This is a genomic window from Roseateles sp., assembly GCF_039595295.1.
GTDB lineage: Bacteria > Pseudomonadota > Gammaproteobacteria > Burkholderiales > Burkholderiaceae_C > Roseateles.
Genome location: NZ_JBCNLU010000019.1, coordinates 23,221 through 41,808 on the forward strand (window position 1 = coordinate 23,221; position 18,588 = coordinate 41,808).

Genomic DNA, 18,588 nt, shown 5'->3' on the forward strand with positions numbered 1-18,588 from the left:
TGGTGATGCTCAATCTCTTGTCCGGACGCGCGGCCTTCGCCGGCCTCGGTTTCGCGGTGCTCGCGGCGGTGCCGCTGTTCAGCGGCGGCTATGTGGTGGACCTGATCACCAAGGTCATGGTCTACGCGATGCTGGCGCTCAGCCTGGAGCTGCTGGTCGGCGGCACCGGCCTGGTGTGCTTCGGCCAGGCCGCCTTCTTCGGCATCGGCGCCTATGCGGCGGTCAAGCTGGCGCCCGAGAGCGGCGAGCCCGCGTCGCTCGTCGTCGTGCTGCCGGCCGCCTTCCTGCTGGCGGGCTTGTACGCGCTGGTGACGGGCGCGCTGTCGCTGCGCACCCGTGGCGTCTACTTCATCATGGTCACGCTGGCCTTCGCGCAGATGGCCTATTACGTGGTTCACGACACGCCGCTGGGCGGGGGTTCGGACGGGATCTATCTCTACGCCAAGCCGGTGCTGGGCAGCTGGATCGATCTGGACAAGCCGCTGCATCTGTATGCGTTCACCTGGGGCAGTCTGCTGGCGATGTTCGTGCTGCTCGCGGTGCTGGGGCGCTCGCACTTCGGCCGCGCGCTGGCGGGGATCCGCGTCAACGAGCAGCGCATGCGGGCGACCGGCTTCTCGACCTACCCCTACAAGCTCGCCGCCTTCACGCTGTCGGGCGCGTTGGCGGGCTGGGCCGGTTTCCTGTTCGCGGTCAAGGACGGCGCGGTCAATCCGGAGCTGATGAGCTGGCACCTCAGCGGCGCGGTGCTGATCATGATCATCCTGGGCGGACTGGGGCATCTGCGCGGCGCGGTGCTGGGCGCTTTCGCGTTCACGCTGCTGCAGGAGCTGTTCAAGAGCGAGGCGATCTTCGGATCCTTCGCCAAGCATTGGCAGCTGGGGCTGGGCTTCGTGATCATCCTGAGCGTCGCGTGGATGCCGCGCGGGCTGGTGGGCGTGCCCGGTCAACTCCGCGAGATGTGGGAGATGCGCGGTCAGCCGCGGACGGCGAAGGCCCGGCCCAAGTCGGTATTGGCGGCCCTGAAGCGGGAGCGCAACGCATGAGCGAGATTCTTCTGCGCGCCGAGCGTTTGACGCGGCGCTGGGGCGGGCTGGTGGCAGTGGACGAGGTCTCGCTGGACCTGCGCCGCGGCGAGGTGCACGCGGTGATCGGCACCAACGGCGCCGGCAAGAGCACGCTGATCAATCTGCTGTCGGGGGAGTTCCCGCCCAGCGCCGGCAAGGTCGAGTTGCTGGGCGAGGACATCTCGCGCTGGCCGCAGCCGCGGCGCGCGCGGGCGGGCTTGGGCCGCAGCTATCAGCGCAACACGATCTACCCGGAGTTCAGTGTCGAGGAGAACTGCCGGCTTGCCGCGCAGGCCAGGCATCAGGATCCGTGGCGCTGGTGGCGGGCGGCGCATTGGCATGCCGGCGTGGTTGATCGCGCGCGGGACAGCGCGCGACGGGCCGGCCTGGGCGATGCGCTGGCCGCGAGCGCCGGGGCGCTGAGCCATGGGCAGAAACGGCAGCTGGAGATCGCGATGTGTCTGGCGACGACGCCGCAGGTGTTGCTGCTCGACGAGCCGTTGGCGGGCATGGGCGCGGATGAGACCGAGCGCATGTTGGCCTTGCTGGGCGAGCTCAAGCGGGAGCACGCGATCCTGCTGGTGGAGCACGACATGGAGGCGGTGTTCCGCATCGCCGATCGGATCACGGTGATGGTCAATGGGCGGGTGATCTGCTGCGGCGATCCGGCCGCGGTGCGCGCGGATCCGCAGGTGCAGACGGCTTATCTGGGAGAGCACGCATGAGCGCGGTCCCTAGCTCGATGCGGGCGACCGAAGGCGCGAAGCGCGCATCCGGAACGGCGGCATCGACCAGCCTGGCTGCCCCGCTGCTGGAGGCGCGCGACGTGCAGGCCTGGTACGGCAGCAGTCATGTGCTGCATGGCGTGGACCTGGTGGTCGGCAAGGGCGAGACGGTGGGCCTGCTGGGCCGCAACGGCATGGGCAAGAGCACCTTGATCCGCAGCTTGCTGGGCCACGTGGCGCGCAGGGAAGGGGAGATCCGTGTCGGCGGCGTCGACGTGTCGAGGGCCAAGCCGCATGAGGTGTCGCGGCTGGGGATCGCGTATGTGCCGGAGGGGCGCGGCGTCTTCCCGAATCTGTCGGTGCGGGAGAACCTCGTCATGGCGGCGAGGCCGTCGAGGGACGGCCGCAAGGATTGGACGCTGGAGCGGGTGCTGAGCGTGTTCCCGCGGCTGGCGGAGCGCATCGATCACCTGGGCGGGCAGCTGTCGGGCGGGGAGCAGCAGATGGTGTCCATCGGCCGGGCGCTGATGACGCATCCGGAGCTGGTGATCCTGGATGAGGCCACCGAGGGCCTGGCGCCCTTGGTGGTGGCGGAGATCTGGCGGGTGATCGCGCAAATTCGCGAGGCGGGGCTGGCGACGGTGATCGTCGATCGGGATTACCGCAAGGTGCTGGCGCACAGCAACCGGGCGGTGGTGCTGCAGAAGGGGCGGGTGGTGCTGGCGGGGTCGGCGGAGGCGGTGGCCGGAGATCCCGCGCTGAGCGGCTTGCTCGGGGTTTGAGGGCCCGCCCACGGAGTGGGAAAGGGGCCAGGGGCAGCGCACGTCCAAAGGCGGCGAGGGCAAGGGCAGCGTTTGGCGTTTACCCTGCCTTTCGACATCGCTCCCCCCGCCCCTCAGAATCCGCCTCCCTGAATGTGAGGCCGCGAGTGAATCGACCCCTGATCGTCATCTTGATGACGCTGTTGCTGGACGCCGTGGGCATGAGCCTGGTGTTCCCCATCCTGCCCGGGCTGCTGCGCGAACTCGGCGGCGAGGCCTCGACCAGCACCCATTACGGCGCCTTGCTCGCCCTCTATGCCGCCATGCAGTTCCTCTTCGCGCCCGTGCTCGGCGCCTTGAGCGATCGCTTCGGCCGCCGCCCCGTGCTGCTGGTCTCGCTGGCCGGCGCGGCCGCCGACTACGTGCTGATGGCCTTGGCGCCGACCCTGACCTGGCTCTACATCGGCCGCGTTCTCTCGGGCATCACCGGCGCCAGCATGGCCGTCGGCACCGCCTACCTGACCGACGTCACGCCCGAGCCCGACCGCGCCAAGCGCTACGGCCAGATGGGCGCGGCGCTCGGACTGGGCTTCGTCGTCGGACCGCTGATCGGCGGCGCGCTGGGCGAGTGGTCCCTGCGCGCGCCCTTCATCGGCGCGGCGGTGATGAACGCCATCAATCTGGTCATGGCCTGGCACATGCTCCCGGAGTCCAACCAGAACCGCACCCCGCGCATCGAATGGGCCAAGCTCAACGCCTTCTCCGCCCTGCATCGGCTGAGCGGCAAACCGCCGCTGTTGCCCCTGGTCGGCGTCTTCGCGGTCGTGATGCTGGTGTCGCAGGTGCCGGCCGCGCTGTGGATCCTCTACGGCCAGGATCGCTACGGCTGGACCGCATGGGTCGCCGGCCTGTCGCTGGCCTGCTATGGCGGGCTGCACGCGATCTCGCAGGCCTTCGTGACCGGCGCGATGGTGAGCAAGCTCGGCGAGCGACTCTCGCTGCTCGTCGGCATGGCGGCCGACGGACTGGGCTTCGTGCTCATGGGCATCGCCACCGCGGGCTGGATGCCGTTCGCCTTCCTGCCGCTCTTCGCGATCGGCGGGCTCGCGCTGCCCTCGCTGCAGGCGATGCTCGCGCGCCAGGTGGACGCCTCGCATCAAGGCGAGCTGCAAGGCACGCTGGCCAGCATCGGCAGCCTGATCGGCATCGCCGGGCCGCTGATCGCGACGGCCGCGTTCTCAGCGACGCATCACACCTGGCCCGGCCTCGCGTGGCTGGTCGCCGCGGCCATGTACCTGTTGGCCTTGCCGCTGCTCTTCAGCCGCCGAGCCCGCGAGGAGCAGGCGGACGCCTGAACGGCCGACCGCCTCAATGCACCTTCGGGAACCCATGCCGCTCGTGCAACAGCTCCAGGATGCGCTTGGGGTCGTTCACGAAGCGGCGCTCGCCGAGCGCCAGCGTTTTCCTCTCGAAAACCCGGAGTCGCCACGCTTTACACCTGCCTCTTGACGCCCTGGTGACGATCGCCGCGGTCCTCGTCATGTGCGAGATACAGACCACGCAAGACCTGTCCCCATCGGCCCTTCACGGGCCTCTCCTAGTAAACCCGACCGGGACTGGCACGCATCCTGCAACTTGAGGATGCACGCCATACCGCACCTACCCTTTCGACGGTGGGGCGAGCCCGATCCAATCCTGGGAGATCCTGAATGTCCACGAGTTTCAAGCGTTTCAAGAAGACCTGGCTGCCGGCAGCAATGCTGGCCTTCGGCGCCGCCACAAGCGCTCATGCCGACGCGGTCTTCAATGAGGGCGGCAAGGACGCCGGCCAACTGGTCACCACTGCCACGCCCGTCTCCGGCGCCGGCACCATCGACGCGATCCGCGGCACCCTGGGTGGCGGCATCGATTCGGCCGACCTGTTCGCGATCTATCTGACGGCCGGCACCGCGTTCACCGCGACCACCACGCTGTCCAACTTCACCTACAACGCCTTCGACACGGTGCTGTATCTCTTCGACGCCGCCGGCAAGGGTCTCTTCGCCAACGACGACGACGGCGACTTCGGCGGCCCGCAGTCCACCATCGCCAACTACATCCCGACCGTCAGCGGCCTCTATTACTTGGCCATCGCCGGCGCGGGCTACACGCCCACCAGCGGCGGCGCGGCCATCTTCCCGTCGCTGTGGGGCCAGGGCGGCAACGTCGCTCCGATCAACTCCGGCGCGCTGACCGGCTGGAGCAGCAGCTCCCAAGAGTTCGGCGACTACGAGATCGTCCTGACCGGCGCCGCCGCGGCCGTGCCGGAACCCGCCAGCCTGCTGCTGGCCGGCGCGGCCCTGGGTGCCGCCGGTCTGATCCGCCGTCGCAAGGCCGCCAAGGCCGCCGCTGTCAACGCCTGACCCCAAGGACATTCGCCACATGACGACTTCCTATTCCAAGTCCCAACCGCGTCTGCGCGTCCTGACCGCGCTGATGGCGCTCGCCGCCGCCGGCACCGCCCATGCCCAGCACGCCAAGCTGGACGGCCCGCTGTCCGACCTGGTCGACCAGCAGCAAGTGCGTCGCACCGCGCGCCTGGCCGTGGCCACCGACGTGATGCGCGCCGACCAGAGCGCGATGACCGACGACCAGGGCCGCATCCTGGTCGACCTCTACGTCCAGAAGGGCGCTTCGCTGCAGAGCGTGAAGGACGCGCTGATCGCGTCCGGCGCCAACATCACCGGCGTCAACGAGGCCTTCGAAGGCGGCGCGATCTCGGCCTACGTGCCGGCGTCCTCGCTGCTCCAGCTGTCCGGCAACGGCGGTCTGAACGTCATCACCATGACGCAGCAGCCCCAGCGCAACGTGGGCATCACGACCTCGCAAGGCACGGCCGTGCTGCGCAGCAACGTGGCCAACGCCTCGGGCTGGACCGGTGCCGGCATCACCGTGGGCGTGCTGTCGGACTCCTATGACGGCTCGCCGTCGAGCTTCTCCACGGTCCGCGCCGCCAACGACATCGCCAGCGGCGACCTGCGTCCGCCCAAGTTCGTCATCGATGCTGCGCCCGCCAGCAGCCTGACCGACGAAGGCCGCGCGATGATGCAGATCGTGCAGGACGTGGCCCCGCAGGCCGACCAGTGCTTCGCCACCGCCTTCGCGGGCGCGGCCAGCTTCGCGGCCAACATCCGCACGCTGCGCACCAACCCGGCCTGCGCCGCCGACGTGATCGTCGACGACGTCTTCTACTTCGACGAGCCCTTCTTCTCGGACGGCCAGATCGCGCAGGCGGTCAACGACGTCACCACCAGCACCACGCTGGCGGGCAAGCCGGTGTCCTACTTCTCGTCGGCCGGCAACCAGGGCTCGGCGGGCGGCTACGGCTCCATCGACATCCCGGTGGCGACCTTCTCCACCTCGCCGACCAATCTGGGCAACGTCAACCTGGCGTCGCTCACGAGCTGCTCCGGGTCCCCGACCTCGGGCGGCACCGGCGCCAACGTGGGCGGCGGCTTCCTGGACTTCGGCGGCGGCGTGTACGCACTGCCGGTGACCTACAACTCGTCCAGCTCGCGCCTGCTGGTGCAGTGGGACGACCTGTTCTATCGCGGCAAGGTCACCACCGACCTGAACTTCTACCTGATCAACAGCGCCGGCAACTGCGTCTTCCGCTTCGCCAACAACAACCTGACGGTCGACAACGCGCTGGAGACCGTGGCCCTGAGCGGCGGCGCCTCGGGCAACTATCGGATCATGATCGCGCGCACCAGCGCCGGCACCAAGCAGGCGACCCGCGTGCGGATCGCCAACCTGGGCGGCTGGGGCGGCGCGGCCTTCCAGGTCCGCAACAGCCCGACGACCTTCGGTCACAGCGCGTCGGCCAACGCCAACAGCGTCGCGGCTTACCGCTACACCTACACGGCGGGCCCCTACACGCCGGCGATCGAGGCCTTCAGCAGCCCCGGCCCGGTGACCATCGCCTTCGACGCGGCCGGCAATCGCCTGGCCGTGCCCGAAACGCGCAAGAAGCCCGACTTCGCGGCGCCGGACGGCGGCAACACCACCTTCTTCTATCCGGGCTCGGATTACGAGGGCGACGGCTTCCCCAACTTTTTCGGCACCAGCGCAGCCGCGCCGCATGCCGCGGCGGTGGCGGCCCTGATGCTGCAGAAGGCCGGCGGACCCGGCACGCTGACGCCCAAGCAGGTCAAGACCATCCTGCAGCAGACCCCGGCGGCGCGCGTCGTGCCGTACTCGCCGGCCGGCACCGCCGCGACCAAGGGCTGGAGCCTGTATGACGGCTTCGGCCTGATCGACGCGGTCAACGCGCTGAACAAGCTGCCCTGAGGCCCATCGGCCCGTCGCTCCCCGCGCGCCGGCTTGGCCTCGCGCGCGGGCAATCGACACACCAGCGGAAACCCGGAGTCGGTCCGCTTTACACCACGCCCTCGCGAGACCCGCGAGGGCGTTTTTCGTACGGCTCACGATGAGCGCGTACGGTCCGGCAGCCCCGTGTTCATGCGGGTTCCCGGTCGTCTCCCTAATGTTGGGGATGCTCGGTGGCACATGTCATGCAGGGGCCATCCTCGTGCCGTTTCGCCGCTGGCGACCCGCCGGGGCGACGCTTCCCAACCACCGAGGGAGATCCCTGATGTCCAAGAGTCTCAAGCACTTCAAGAAGGCTTGGCTGCCGGCAGCGATGCTGGCCTTCGGCGCCGTCACGAGCGCTCATGCCGAAGCGGTCTTCAACGAGGGCGGCAGCGATGCCGGCAAGTTCGTCGCCACCGCCACGCCGGTCTCGGGCGCCGGCACCATCGACGCGATCCGCGGCAGCCTGGGCGGCGGCATCGATTCGGCCGACCTGTTCGCGATCTACCTGACGGCAGGCACCGCGTTCACCGCGACCACCACGCTGTCGAGCTTCACCTACAACGCCTTCGACACGGTGCTGTATCTCTTCGACGCCGCCGGCAAGGGCCTGTTCGCCAACGATGACGACGGCGATTTCGGCGGCCCGCAGTCCACCATTGCCAACTACATCCCGACCGTCAGCGGCCTCTACTACCTGGCCATCGCGGGCGCGGGCTACACGCCCAGCAGCGGCGGCGCGGCCATCTTCCCGTCGCTGTGGGGGCAGGGCGGCAATGTCGCCGCCATCAACACAGGCGCGCTCGATGCCTGGACCAGCATCTCCCAGGAGTTCGGCGATTACGAGATCGTCCTGACCGGCGCCGCCGCGGCCGTGCCGGAGCCCGCCAGCCTGCTGCTGGCCGGTGCGGCCCTGGGTGCAGCCGGTCTGATCCGCCGTCGCAAGGCCGCCAAGGCCGCCGCTGTCAACGCCTGACCCTCAGGAGACGCTTCATGACGACTTCCCTTCGCAAGTCTGTTCCTTCTCTTCCCCGTCTGCGCGTCCTCGCCGCGCTGATGGCGCTCGCCGCTTGCGGCGCCGCGCAGGCCCAGCACGCCAAGCTGGACGGCGCGCTGTCCGACCTGGTCGACCAGCAGCAGGTGCGTCGCACCGCGCGCCTGTCCGTGGCCAACACCATGCACGCCGAGCCGGGCGCGATGACCGACGACCAAGGCCGCGTGCTGGTCGACGTGTACGTGCAGCCCGGCGCATCGCTGCAGGGCGTGCAGCACGCGCTGACCGCCGCGGGTGCCAGCATCACCGGCGTCAACGCGGCGTTCCGCGCCGGCGCGATCTCGGCCTATGTGCCCGTCGCATCGCTGAGCGCCGTGTCCGGCATCGGCGGCCTGAACGTGGTCAAGATGGCCCACCGCCCGCATCGCAACGTCGGCAAGACGACGTCGCAGGGCGCGACGCTGATGCGCAGCCCCATTGCCAACGCGGCGGGCTGGACCGGCGCCGGCATCACCGTGGGCGTGCTGTCCGACTCCTACAACGGCTCGCTGCCCAGTTTCACCACGGTGCGCGCCGCCGACGACATCGCCAGCGGCGATCTGCGTCCGCCCAAGTTCGTCATCGACCTGGCGCCGTCCAGCAGCCTGACCGACGAAGGCCGCGCCATGATGCAGATCGTGCAGGACGTGGCGCCGCAGGCGGACCAGTGCTTCGCGACGGCCTTCGCCGGCGCGGCCTCGTTCGCCAGCTTCATCCGGCTCCTGCGCACCGACGCGCGCTGCAACGCGGACGTGATCGTCGACGACGTCTTCTACTTCGACGAACCCTTCTTCTCCGACGGTCAGATCGCCCAGGCCGTCAACGACGTGGTCAACAGCACCACGCTGCCGGGCAAGCAGGTGTCCTACTTCTCCTCGGCCGGCAACCAGGGCTCGGCGGGCGGCGGCGGCTCCATCGACATCCCGGTCGCGACCTTCTCCACCACCCCGACCAATCTGGGCAACGTGAACCTGGACTCGGTGAAGGCCTGCACCGGCTCGCCGTCCTCGGGCGGCACGGCGGCCGACGTGGGCGGCGGCTTCCTGGACTTCGGCGGCGGGGTCTACGCGCTGCCGGTGTTCTATGACGCCAATCTGTCGCGCATGCTGCTGCAGTGGGACGATCCCTTCTATCAGGGCAAGGTCACGACCGACCTGAACTTCTACCTGATCGACGACACCGGCGAATGCGTGTTCACCTTCGCCAACAACAACTTCAATACCGACAACGGCAGCGAGATCATCGCCCTGAGCGGCGGACCGTCCGGGACCTACCGGATCATGGTCGCCCGCACCAGCGCCGGCACCAAACAGGCCACGCGCGTACGCATGCTCAGCGTGGACGGCTGGGCCGGCGCGCCGTTCCAGAAGACCGCCAGCCCGACGACCTTCGGCCACAGCGCGGTGGCCGGCGCCAACAGCGTGGCGGCGTATCGCTACACCGTGTCCGCCGGCCCGTACGTGCCGCGCTTCGAGTCCTTCAGCAGCCCCGGCCCGGTGACCATCGCCTTCGACGCGGCGGGCAACCGCCTGGCCGCGCCCGAGCTCCGCAAGAAGCCGGACTTCGCCGCGCCGGATGGCGGCAACACGACCTTCTTCTATCCGAATTCGGATTACGAGGGCGACGGCTTCAACAACTTCTTCGGCACCAGCGCGGCCGCGCCGCACGCCGCGGCCGTGGCGGCCCTGATGCTGCAGAAGGCCGGCGGACCCGGCACGCTGACGCCCAAGCAGGTCAAGACCATCCTGCAGCAGACCCCGGCGGCGCGCGTCGTGCCGTACTCGCCGGCCGGCACCGCCGCGACCAAGGGCTGGAGCCTGTTTGACGGCTTCGGCTTGATCGACGCGGTGAACGCGCTGAACAAGCTGCCCTGAGGCCCTGTTGAGCACGCGTGAGCTGATGGCGCTCGCCCTCGCGGCGGGCGCCCGGCTGACGCTTGCGGGGCCCGCGACCGGCCCTCACCCTGGAGATGTGGTCAGGCTCGAGGACGACGATGGCCACAAGGAGCGGCGGCTGAGCTTCCCGGTCGACGAGGCGGCCCGATCCGCCTACATCGGCGACGGGCGCTACGACCGGGAGAAGTGGCGCGGCAGGCTGACCAGCAGGATGCCGGTCACCACGAGCAGACCGCCGATGACGAAGCTGGTCCGCAGCTGCTCGCCGAGCAGCCAGACGCCCAGCAACACGCCGAGCAACGGCGTCAGGAAGGTCAGCACGCCCAGCTGCGAGGCCAGATAGCGCTTGAGCATCCAGAACCAAGCCAGGAAGCTGGCGAAGGACACGACCAGGGTCTGGAAGGCCAGGTGCCCCCAGGCCTGCGGCGAGCCGTCGAAGCGCGCCTCGCCGACCAGGAGGCTCACCGGCAGCAGGATGGCTGCCGCGCATAGCAGCTGACAGAGCAGCGTTTCGCCGGCCGGCGCACCGGACAGCGCGGTGCATCGGAGGGTCACCGTCGTCGCACCCCAGCAGACGGCGGCCAGCAGCGCCAAGGCATCGCCGAGCAGCGCCGCGTGGCCGCCGATCCCGCCGCCGCTGTTGAATAGGAAGGCCGTGGCGATGCCCCCGAAGGCGATCAGGATGCCCAGCCACTGCACCGGGCTGAGACGCTCCGCCGGCACGCGCCAATGCAGGCCCAGCGCCGCGAAGATCGGCGCCGCATAAAGAAGGATCACGACGTGCGAGGCCTGCGTCAGCGCCAGCGCCTTCGACACCAGCAGGAACTCGAACGCGAAGAGCAGGCCCGCGCCCAGCCCGGGCAGCCAGCGCTCGCGGGCGGGGCGCTCGCCGCGGTGCCGCATCAGCGCGGCCAGCAGCAGTGCGGCGATCAGCGACCTCACACCGACCATCCACATCGGGCTGACCGACCCGGCGGCCGCCTTCAGCGAGATCTGCTGCAGGCTCCAGGTCAGACAGAGCACGACCATCACGCCGATCGCGCGCAGGTCCAGCGGGGAGGGCGCCGTAAGGGAGTCTGCCGACGCGGTGCCGATGGCGATGCGGTCGGTGCTCATCAAAGGACTCGTACTGCTCATGGCCCGCAGTCTGCGATCTCCTGTCGATCCTGAAAATCGCATAATTCGCGAGCCTGCCATCCGAATCTCGAAAGTCATGAAGGACCTGCAACTCGACTGGCTCAAGTGCTTCGTGGCCGCGGTGGACGCGGGATCGCTGTCCGGCGCGGCCGCGGAGATCCACCGCTCCCAATCCGCGGTGAGCATGCAGATCAAGAAGCTGGAGGACGCCGCCGGCCATCGCTTGCTGGAGCGCGGTCCGCGCGCGCTCGCGCTGACGCTGGAGGGTCAGACCCTGCTCGGCTATGCGCGCCGCATGCTGGAGCTGGAGAGCGAGGCCCAGTCCGCGCTCAGCCAGGAGGTGGTGACCGGCGTGGTCCGCATGGGCGTTCCCGACGACTACGCCCGTCGCTACCTGACGCCGGTGCTCAAGCGCTACGCGCCGCGTCATGGCGGCGTGGAGATCCAGCTCAGCTGCGAGCAGTCGACCTCGCTGATCCCTCGCGTGTCGGCCGGCGAGCTGGATCTGGCGCTGGTGTCGCGCGACCACGCGCGTCGCGGCACGCTGCTGTTCCATGAGCCCATGGTGTGGGTGGGATCGCCGCAATTCGACATCTGGACGCGCGACCCGCTGCCCATCGCGGTCTATGAAGCCACCAGCCTGGCCCGGCGCAGTGCGATGGAATCGCTGGCGCAGCAGGGCAGGGCGTTCAAGATCGTCTACAACAGCTCCAGCCTTGCGGGCCAGATCGCCGCGGTGGAAAGTGGCCTGGCCGTCGCGGCCTTGACTCAGTGCAGCACGCCGTCGCATTTGCAACTGCTGGGCGCGGAGCACGGCCTGGGACCGATGGCGCCGATGCAGGTGGCGGTGGTGCGCAGCACGGCCTCGCGTGGTTCGAAGGCAGTCGACAGCCTGCACCGGATGCTGCTGTCGACCTTGCGCGAGGCGCGCACGGGCTAGCGGGGCCGCGTCCTAGACTCGCAAGACCTTTCGCTGCCAGCCCACGCCCTGGGCCCGCTCGCCATGATCGATCACCTCGACCACCTGGTCCTCACGACCAGCCACGAAGCCGAGTGCATCCGCTTCTACACGGAGCTGCTGGGCATGCAGTTGGAGTCCTTCGTCGGCGGCACGCCGCCGGTCGAGCGACGCGCGTTCCGTTTCGGTCACCAGAAGATCAACCTGCATGTGAAGGGCCGCGAGTTCGAGCCCAAGGCCCATACGCCCGTGCCGGGTGCCCTGGACCTGTGTTTCATTGCGGCCATCCCGCTGGCGCAGGTGATCGAGCGCCTGAACGCCGCGGGCGTCAAGATCATCGAGGGTCCGGTGCAGCGCACCGGCGCGACCGGCAAGATCACCTCGGTCTATCTGCGCGACCCGGATCTGAATCTGATCGAGATCTCCGAGTACCTCGCCTGAGGCATCGCGCGGCTCGGCGCACGCGCGGCACGATCGCGAACTGAAAACACCCCTCAACTGTTCGTCGCTAAGTGTTTGATTCGCTTAGGAGTGACGAGGTTGTAGGCAACTTTAGTCGTCGAGCGCCCACACCGAAAATTGCCAACAAGTGGCGATTTCGAACCACAAGTTGCCAACAAGATTGGTCTGGCGGGCCTAGGGGGTACCTCTGGGCAGGCGCTGCATGAACCTGTCAGCCTCCAGCATCGTGGCCTCGAAGGCCTGCGCTGCGGCGAGCAAGGTGGTTGGCATGTCCGCGTCCGCTTGTGCGTTGAACAGCTCCAGGGTGACCTCCAACACCGGGTCGACGCGCGCCAGTTTCTCCAGCAGGGCCCGCAGGCTAGAGTCGGCCGCCTCTGTATCGGTAGCCGCCCAATGGCCCTTGGACGATAGCAGTCGCTTCGCTACGGCATCCCCATCGACTACCGCAGCCTTAGCAAGCGCAACCTCCAACCGCTTGGCTCGGAACTTCTCGACGTCAAGTGGCGGAGCGGCATAGATCGCCCCCTCACCCGCTACCAGCCAATTTAGCGAGACACCTAGCTCGCGGTGGGCTGCTTCTAGCAGCCCCAGGCCCGGCCTTTTCAGCCCACGCAAGACTTCGCTCACAAAGCCGGCACTTGTTTCTGCCCGCCTTGCGAACTCATTAATGCTCAACTCCGATTGCGCCATTGCGTAGCTGAATCGCTTGGCAATGCTGTCAAGAGTATTTTCCATATCTATTCAGGCGTGAGACCAGGAAGCGAAGATCATTCGCTTTGGAGACGATGCGGTAGCCGTCGCACCGCTTCGGAGAACATGTGCCAACTAGATATTCTCCGCGCACACGAATGATGGCACAGGTGCGGCACGACGAGGAGTTGCCGATGGCAGTAGCGCAAGATTCGCCAAGGTTGCTCACCGCAGCCACGGTCTCAACCGATCAACTCTTGAGCTTCAAGCCTCAGTTGCGAGACAGCTCCAAGTCCACGTACTTCTTTGGCCACTCAAACAAGCTCGGCCGTCGCGTTCACCTTAGAGAGCGAGACCGCTATTGGCTATGGGTCGCGTTGGAGGCAAGTCCGCGGTTGCCGCGTATCAACGTCAGTTTCCCGCCAATTGCGCTCGCGGTGCACGACGTGGCCTTTGAATCTTGTCCCGACGCAGTTGCAGTTGACCCAAACGGTCGCTTGACCATCTTCCTGGTTCAGCGCGAAGACGAGGACCATGCCCGGCACGCGACCGGATGGGTCAATGCCTGTGAGGCGCGAACGTGGCACTTCGAGCATCTTCAGCGAGAGCACTTTCGAATCTACCAAACCTACTTTGAGAACTTAAGCAGGTTGCTCCAATTCTGCGGCCCCTCACACGCCGTGGTGGATTCAAAAGTCTGCAAGCAAATGCTGCACGAACTTGGAATGCGTAGGCGGATGACGGTATCCGCTTTGCTGGGCCAAGTCGGCACACATCAAAATATCTATGGGGCGTTGGCGCACCTAATACTGACGCATGCCATCTTCTCAGATATTGGTGTGCGGCAATTTGATCAGTTGACGGAGCTAAGTAGATTCGAGCCAATTGGCACTGATCGAGGAAAGGAGATTCTGCCGAAGATACTTCTACCTGAAATCTTGCGCCCACCCACCAAATCGGAGGAGATTCGACCAATATGAAAAGAACCTATCGAAGGCCGGAGTCGCTCCAGCAGGAAGAGGTTCTAACCTGGGGTGGAATTCAACTAGAACAGATCAATATAAATCATCAGGCTCGCGCGAAGAAAATCAAGCGCGCAATCGATCTTTACGCCTCAGGAACAGCCGTAACTAGCATTGAAGAGATGTGCGGCATCAGTCGGGATGTATTGTATGAGGCGATCCGACGCGCGAGAACTAAAGGGGCAGATGGAACTCCCATGGGCTGGGCGGCAATCATCAAGGGCGTGCATCGTCCGATAGAAAGGGCCAACAACCCTGAGAAAACGAAAGGCCGGCGATCCAAATCAGGCGCATTTCAAGCGTTGCTAAAAGAGCATCCAGATATCGCCAAGAGCCTTCGAACGATGGCAACACAAGGAAAATTGCCAGGCGATTCGAGATCTCAAATGCTCCCTTGGTCATTGCAGCTGAAGTTCTTTCACACTCTTTGTGAAGGCAGCGGCATCAAAGCGCCGAACTACCCATTCACCTCGAATTCGGAGGGCGAGGTGGCGCTAAAGCGATGGGTTAAGTCCGAGCGAGAGCGGGAACGGCGGGCAGCTGCGCGAGCACGGGAGCTTGCCAGGGAATTGATCGAAGCAGTCAAGGGCTCCACTGCAGTTCCTTGGTCATGCGTGCAAATGGATGGACACTTTATCGATCAAAAACTGACGATAGAGCTATCCACGCGAGGCAATACTTCAATACTGAGAATTCCTTGCGATCGCGTGTGGATCATCGCGCTACTCGACACTAGCTCGACGGCTGCACTAGGTTATTCGATTGCGTTTGGTGAGAACTACGCTTCGAGTGATGTGATACGGGCCGTCCGCAGCGCTCTCATTCCTTGGACGCGCAGAGAGTTGAGCACCCCCGGGCTGAGCTACGCTGATGGCGACGCGCTGCCTAGCGGCTATTCAGACGAACTGACATATATTTGTTTCGACGAATTTCACTTTGACGGCGCCGCTTCTCATACATCCCATATGACGATGGGCTTTCTGGAGCGTTTTGTGGGCTGCACATCAGTGCAGGGCCCGATTGCTGAGCCGGATTCGCGGCCAGACATCGAGCAATTCTTCAATATTCTTGAAGAAGGTGGGTTCCACTGGCTAAAGTCTACTACTGGCTCGAGCCCACAAGATCCAAGGCGCCAAGCTGACGACCGCTATCTAATGCCACTCCCCATGCTGATGGATGCTGTTGATATCTATATGGCGAGATACAACAACAGCCGCCCTGCAGGCTCGTCACTTACAAGGAACGAAATTCTTCTTCGGCGCGCACGAGACTCAAATCAGATATTGCGAAAGGTCGACGAAAGAATTCGGGAATCCTTGGGTAAATATGATGTATTCGCGGCCGCGACGATTCGTGAAAAGGATGGTCGGAGGGTGATTCGACATCATGGGGATTATGTCGGATCCGCTCTTTCGAGTCGGGCAGGATTGCTTGACCAAGGGGTGATACTGGCCCTCGATTCGCAGGATGTAGCCGAGGGGGAGGTAATACTTGCATCTACCGGTGAATCGCTTGGCTTAGTAAAGCGGCAAGGTCCTCATAGGGTTGGAAAAACCTATATGGAGGTCAAAGAATCAAAACGACAAACCCCAAATCGCAGCTTTCAGCGGAACTCTTCCGATATCCATTTGGCCTTGCATTTGGCGCTTGAGGAAAATACTCGGAAGTATGAGAGGAGTTCAGCCGCGACAACGAAGGAGGAAGAGACGCGCAACCAGCTAGGAACGGCGCCCACAGGGGGTTCGGTAGACCCAACGCCGAAACAAGTTTCGCCGCCTCGTGCTGCCAAGCAGACGAAGGAGGATGCGCGAAAACGCGCCAACCCCGAGTTTAAGGACTTTTTGAAGCGTATCGGTGTTGGCAAGTAGCATCATTAAGGACGCAATGTGGAAGCAATGTTCGAGGATCAATTCAAGCGCGCGCAGTTGACGCAGCGAGTAAATAGCGGAAAGGGTCTTTGCATCGCCACAGACCCGTGCGTATTGCTACTTGAGAAGTTAACAGAGTGGTTGTGCGACGGCGCGTTAGGGGGCATCGTCTACGGCGTTTCTCGCCAGGGCAAAACGATGGCGACAAAATGGGTCCTTAAGAATATTCATAAGGTCATCGGGTCGGTGCCTTCGGCGCATGTGCCAATTCGCGGAGGCGAGCAGCTCACAGATCAGAAGTTCTTCTCCTATCTCCTTCAATCGGTTAAGCATCGCCACCAATCTGGCAACGCCGGTGATAAGAGAACTCGTCTGTGCAACTTCTTGTGCGACCGTGCCATTCGGTCCGGCTCATACACCTTCATTCTTTTTCTGGATGAAGCACAGAAGATGCTGCCGCTCCACTACGCGTGGTTGCAGAACCTGGGGAATGAAATGGAAAAGCGGGATGTTCGACTATTCCTGCTTCAGGTTGGTCAGCCGGAACTCGTTCACGTTGAAACAAAACTGCTTGACGCCGGGCTCGTAGAACTTCCGCTGCGCTATACGGAGAATCTTCTAGAGTTTCCCGGGATAACCAGCCACGAATCGTTGCGAGAATGCCTTGAAGGATTCGATAGTGTTGAATCCCCGCCCGGTATCAAATTCTATTCCAACTATGATGCGGCTCACATATCTCTCTCCGATCACTCCAAAAAGATATGGCAATGCTTTGAGTTGATCTCTGACAACTTTGGAGCGGCGGACTGCGAGATCCCGATGAGAGCGATCACAAGATTCGTCACAAAAATATTGAATGCACTCGCCAAACAAAAACTAGAGAGATGCGTTGTGAGTGATGAACTAATTCAATCTTCAGTCATTGAGACTCGCTTTGAATACTGGCTCAAGCTTCGTAGCAGCGGTGTCGCGGAGACTGAAGAGTGTTGAATAATTCGACTAATAAAGGTCTCGTAAGTGCCAGTGCATGGGGAGGCCCTTGGCCGTTTGAGTCGATTGTATCCTTTGGGACGAAATACTGCCTCGCGAATCATATTTCCGTCGCTCAGTTCTCACGTTTGATGCGTGATTTTAAATCTGGGACCGGAACTGGCGGGCGTTGCATCCTTTCCGCAGATTTTGATTTCCGCGGGCTTGGCCGCTTGGTCGGTGTAACGGATGCACGAATGAAGAGCATGTCTTTGCAAACCAATGACGTACTTCGAGAGGCGATGCGAACCCTCGATCGATCTTGCGAACCGAATTTCTCAGACCTAACGGTCTGCCGAAAATGTTTCGCTCGGGGCTATCATTCCGCATTTCATCAATGGCCCTGTCTAGAGCACTGCTTTGTGCACCACGAGCAGGCGCTGACCCCATTGGCGAGAAGAAGTGAAAGATGGGCCGCCTTAGGTGATGGGGTGTACGGATGGATGAATCAGTTCATTGAACACTATCGAGACCTGGGATGTCGATATCCTACCCGCTCCGAAACGGGGACGATTGCACGACATGCGCAGGCGCTAGTGGACTCGGTGAGAGTGCTGGCTGAGCAGGTCACGACGACCAAGACAACTATATTTAAGGGGGCTGGTAAATCGACAGGGCGGCTTTTGCGTGCATTTTTCTACGGGGCGAGCAAGGATTCTCGAATTGCCTCGATCACGCATGAGAACGTGCGAGAACAGTTCGAGGGTATCGCCTATCCCGAAGGAGTTGATTTTGAAACTCTGCTTGCGATTAGAGTTTGGCAGGCTGCTTATGACATCCGGGCGCCGGACTGGAGGCAGCAGCTCTCGCGGGAGTATTCCAGGCGCCGCTGGAGGCACCGCTCATGCTTGCGCGCCGCAGCGGCACTAAGGGGCCGCTATATGATTCACTCACCCTATGGCTGGCAAGGAAAGCTCGACGCGGCGCACCCCTTGCGGATGATTGCCACGAGGGGGCAGAAAGGTGCGATCTGCTCCCATTGCTTGGCTGTGGAAGCCCTGTATGATCTATTAGAGCCTCGAAACACTTCCGGAATTGTCTGTATGGGGGATGTTTCATGGGCCGCGAGTTGGGGGTTGGCCAAACCCGCGAAACCACGTGCAGCCCCACAACAACGGCAGCTTATGCGCCGGCCGGTTGCACCAGTGTGTGGCCGGCCGATTCTCAGCTCACGGCAAGAAGAGCATTTACGTCAGCTTATAGCGCCGCTGGCGGCTCCTCTGGCACTCTTCCTGGACAAGTTACTTGACATTTGGGTGAAGAATTACATTCTTCGGCTTAGGGAATTTTCTTGCGAACGAGAGCATATGATTCATGCTCCATCCGACTTCGAAACTGACGAACTCCAGTTCTCTATGAGGACGAGGAACACCATTATGTTGACATGGTCTGGTCAAGACCTTGTGATGAGGTTCTTGGAAGTCGATTCGGATCGACGGGGAGTCGTTGAGGTGGAGGGGGCGCCGGACTGTCAGGGGATGGCGTGGTTGAGCCCGAAGTCTCTAGGAACCCGCTATCGTCTTGACTGAGTCGTCAACACTAGCCGTCAACGTGATGCAATTTCGGCAGCCGCAGGTCAAACGGAGCGCAT

The 18,588-nt window shown here is 64.1% G+C and carries 15 protein-coding genes; 13 read left to right on the forward strand and 2 right to left on the reverse strand.

The window, feature by feature from the left end:
- Positions 1–5: 5 nt before the first annotated feature.
- The 8 genes from ABDW59_RS14970 (at position 6) to ABDW59_RS15005 (ending at position 9,810) form a co-directional block, all read left to right on the forward strand.
- Positions 6–1,046: a branched-chain amino acid ABC transporter permease gene (locus ABDW59_RS14970; protein WP_343630638.1), complete on the forward strand. Its 1,041-nt coding sequence runs from the start codon at positions 6–8 to the stop codon at positions 1,044–1,046.
- Positions 1,043–1,792: an ABC transporter ATP-binding protein gene (locus ABDW59_RS14975; RefSeq protein WP_343630639.1), complete on the forward strand. Its 750-nt coding sequence runs from the start codon at positions 1,043–1,045 to the stop codon at positions 1,790–1,792. Before ABDW59_RS14970 ends, ABDW59_RS14975 begins: the two co-directional genes overlap by 4 nt.
- 17 nt (positions 1,793–1,809) lie before the next feature.
- Positions 1,810–2,574 (forward strand): ABC transporter ATP-binding protein, encoded by a 765-nt coding sequence (locus ABDW59_RS14980; protein WP_343630689.1) that lies wholly within the window; start codon positions 1,810–1,812, stop codon positions 2,572–2,574.
- 146 nt (positions 2,575–2,720) lie between these two features.
- A complete protein-coding gene (gene tet, locus ABDW59_RS14985) occupies positions 2,721–3,908 on the forward strand; it encodes a Tet(A)/Tet(B)/Tet(C) family tetracycline efflux MFS transporter (protein WP_343630640.1) in 1,188 nt (395 codons plus the stop codon).
- Positions 3,909–4,262: 354 nt separating this feature from the next.
- Complete coding sequence (locus ABDW59_RS14990) at positions 4,263–4,955, forward strand: PEP-CTERM sorting domain-containing protein (RefSeq protein WP_343630641.1); 693 nt, start codon at positions 4,263–4,265, stop codon at positions 4,953–4,955.
- Between the two features lie 19 nt (positions 4,956–4,974).
- Entirely contained in the window at positions 4,975–6,882 is a 1,908-nt protein-coding gene (locus ABDW59_RS14995; protein WP_343630642.1) for a S8 family serine peptidase, read from the forward strand.
- 304 nt (positions 6,883–7,186) lie between these two features.
- The gene (locus ABDW59_RS15000; protein WP_343630643.1) at positions 7,187–7,879 is read left to right on the forward strand and encodes a PEP-CTERM sorting domain-containing protein; all 693 of its coding nucleotides are present in this window, start codon (positions 7,187–7,189) and stop codon (positions 7,877–7,879) included.
- 17 nt (positions 7,880–7,896) lie between these two features.
- Positions 7,897–9,810, forward strand: coding sequence for a S8 family serine peptidase (locus ABDW59_RS15005; protein ID WP_343630644.1), 1,914 nt, complete (start codon positions 7,897–7,899; stop codon positions 9,808–9,810).
- 192 nt (positions 9,811–10,002) lie between these two features.
- Here ABDW59_RS15005 and ABDW59_RS15010 read toward each other — a convergent pair whose 3' ends face one another.
- Positions 10,003–10,947, reverse strand: coding sequence for a DMT family transporter (locus ABDW59_RS15010; RefSeq protein ID WP_343630645.1), 945 nt, complete (start codon positions 10,945–10,947; stop codon positions 10,003–10,005).
- A 97-nt stretch (positions 10,948–11,044) separates the two neighbouring features.
- Here ABDW59_RS15010 and ABDW59_RS15015 point away from each other — a divergent pair, with 97 nt between their 5' ends.
- A complete protein-coding gene (locus tag ABDW59_RS15015; protein ID WP_343630646.1) occupies positions 11,045–11,908 on the forward strand; it encodes a LysR family transcriptional regulator in 864 nt (287 codons plus the stop codon).
- 63 nt (positions 11,909–11,971) lie between these two features.
- Positions 11,972–12,367, forward strand: a complete 396-nt coding sequence (locus ABDW59_RS15020) for a VOC family protein (RefSeq protein WP_343630647.1) — start codon at positions 11,972–11,974, stop codon at positions 12,365–12,367.
- Positions 12,368–12,562: 195 nt separating this feature from the next.
- Here the strand turns inward: ABDW59_RS15020 and ABDW59_RS15025 are convergent, their stop codons facing one another.
- Positions 12,563–13,123 (reverse strand): helix-turn-helix transcriptional regulator, encoded by a 561-nt coding sequence (locus ABDW59_RS15025; RefSeq protein WP_343630648.1) that lies wholly within the window; start codon positions 13,121–13,123, stop codon positions 12,563–12,565.
- 149 nt (positions 13,124–13,272) lie between these two features.
- On the opposite strand from ABDW59_RS15025, the gene ABDW59_RS15030 reads away from it, so the two are divergent.
- From ABDW59_RS15030 to ABDW59_RS15040, 3 genes are read left to right on the forward strand one after another with little or no spacing between them, the layout of a single operon-like run.
- Entirely contained in the window at positions 13,273–14,058 is a 786-nt protein-coding gene (locus tag ABDW59_RS15030) for a hypothetical protein (RefSeq protein WP_343630649.1), read from the forward strand.
- The gene (locus ABDW59_RS15035; protein ID WP_343630650.1) at positions 14,055–15,968 is read left to right on the forward strand and encodes a hypothetical protein; all 1,914 of its coding nucleotides are present in this window, start codon (positions 14,055–14,057) and stop codon (positions 15,966–15,968) included. Before ABDW59_RS15030 ends, ABDW59_RS15035 begins: the two co-directional genes overlap by 4 nt.
- Positions 15,969–15,995: 27 nt before the next feature.
- Complete coding sequence (locus tag ABDW59_RS15040; protein WP_343630690.1) at positions 15,996–16,958, forward strand: AAA family ATPase; 963 nt, start codon at positions 15,996–15,998, stop codon at positions 16,956–16,958.
- The last annotated feature ends 1,630 nt before the right edge of the window (positions 16,959–18,588 follow it).

Coding starts and splice junctions, on each gene's coding strand:
- ABDW59_RS14970 (WP_343630638.1), top strand. CDS start 6: ATGCTCAATCTCTTGTCCGGACGCGCGGCCTTCGCCGGCCTCGGTTTC.
- ABDW59_RS14975 (WP_343630639.1), top strand. CDS start 1,043: ATGAGCGAGATTCTTCTGCGCGCCGAGCGTTTGACGCGGCGCTGGGGC.
- ABDW59_RS14980 (WP_343630689.1), top strand. CDS start 1,810: ATGCGGGCGACCGAAGGCGCGAAGCGCGCATCCGGAACGGCGGCATCG.
- ABDW59_RS14990 (WP_343630641.1), top strand. CDS start 4,263: ATGTCCACGAGTTTCAAGCGTTTCAAGAAGACCTGGCTGCCGGCAGCA.
- ABDW59_RS14995 (WP_343630642.1), top strand. CDS start 4,975: ATGACGACTTCCTATTCCAAGTCCCAACCGCGTCTGCGCGTCCTGACC.
- ABDW59_RS15000 (WP_343630643.1), top strand. CDS start 7,187: ATGTCCAAGAGTCTCAAGCACTTCAAGAAGGCTTGGCTGCCGGCAGCG.
- ABDW59_RS15005 (WP_343630644.1), top strand. CDS start 7,897: ATGACGACTTCCCTTCGCAAGTCTGTTCCTTCTCTTCCCCGTCTGCGC.
- ABDW59_RS15010 (WP_343630645.1), bottom strand. CDS start 10,947: ATGAGCACCGACCGCATCGCCATCGGCACCGCGTCGGCAGACTCCCTT.
- ABDW59_RS15015 (WP_343630646.1), top strand. CDS start 11,045: ATGAAGGACCTGCAACTCGACTGGCTCAAGTGCTTCGTGGCCGCGGTG.
- ABDW59_RS15020 (WP_343630647.1), top strand. CDS start 11,972: ATGATCGATCACCTCGACCACCTGGTCCTCACGACCAGCCACGAAGCC.
- ABDW59_RS15025 (WP_343630648.1), bottom strand. CDS start 13,123: ATGGAAAATACTCTTGACAGCATTGCCAAGCGATTCAGCTACGCAATG.
- ABDW59_RS15030 (WP_343630649.1), top strand. CDS start 13,273: ATGGCAGTAGCGCAAGATTCGCCAAGGTTGCTCACCGCAGCCACGGTC.
- ABDW59_RS15035 (WP_343630650.1), top strand. CDS start 14,055: ATGAAAAGAACCTATCGAAGGCCGGAGTCGCTCCAGCAGGAAGAGGTT.
- ABDW59_RS15040 (WP_343630690.1), top strand. CDS start 15,996: ATGTTCGAGGATCAATTCAAGCGCGCGCAGTTGACGCAGCGAGTAAAT.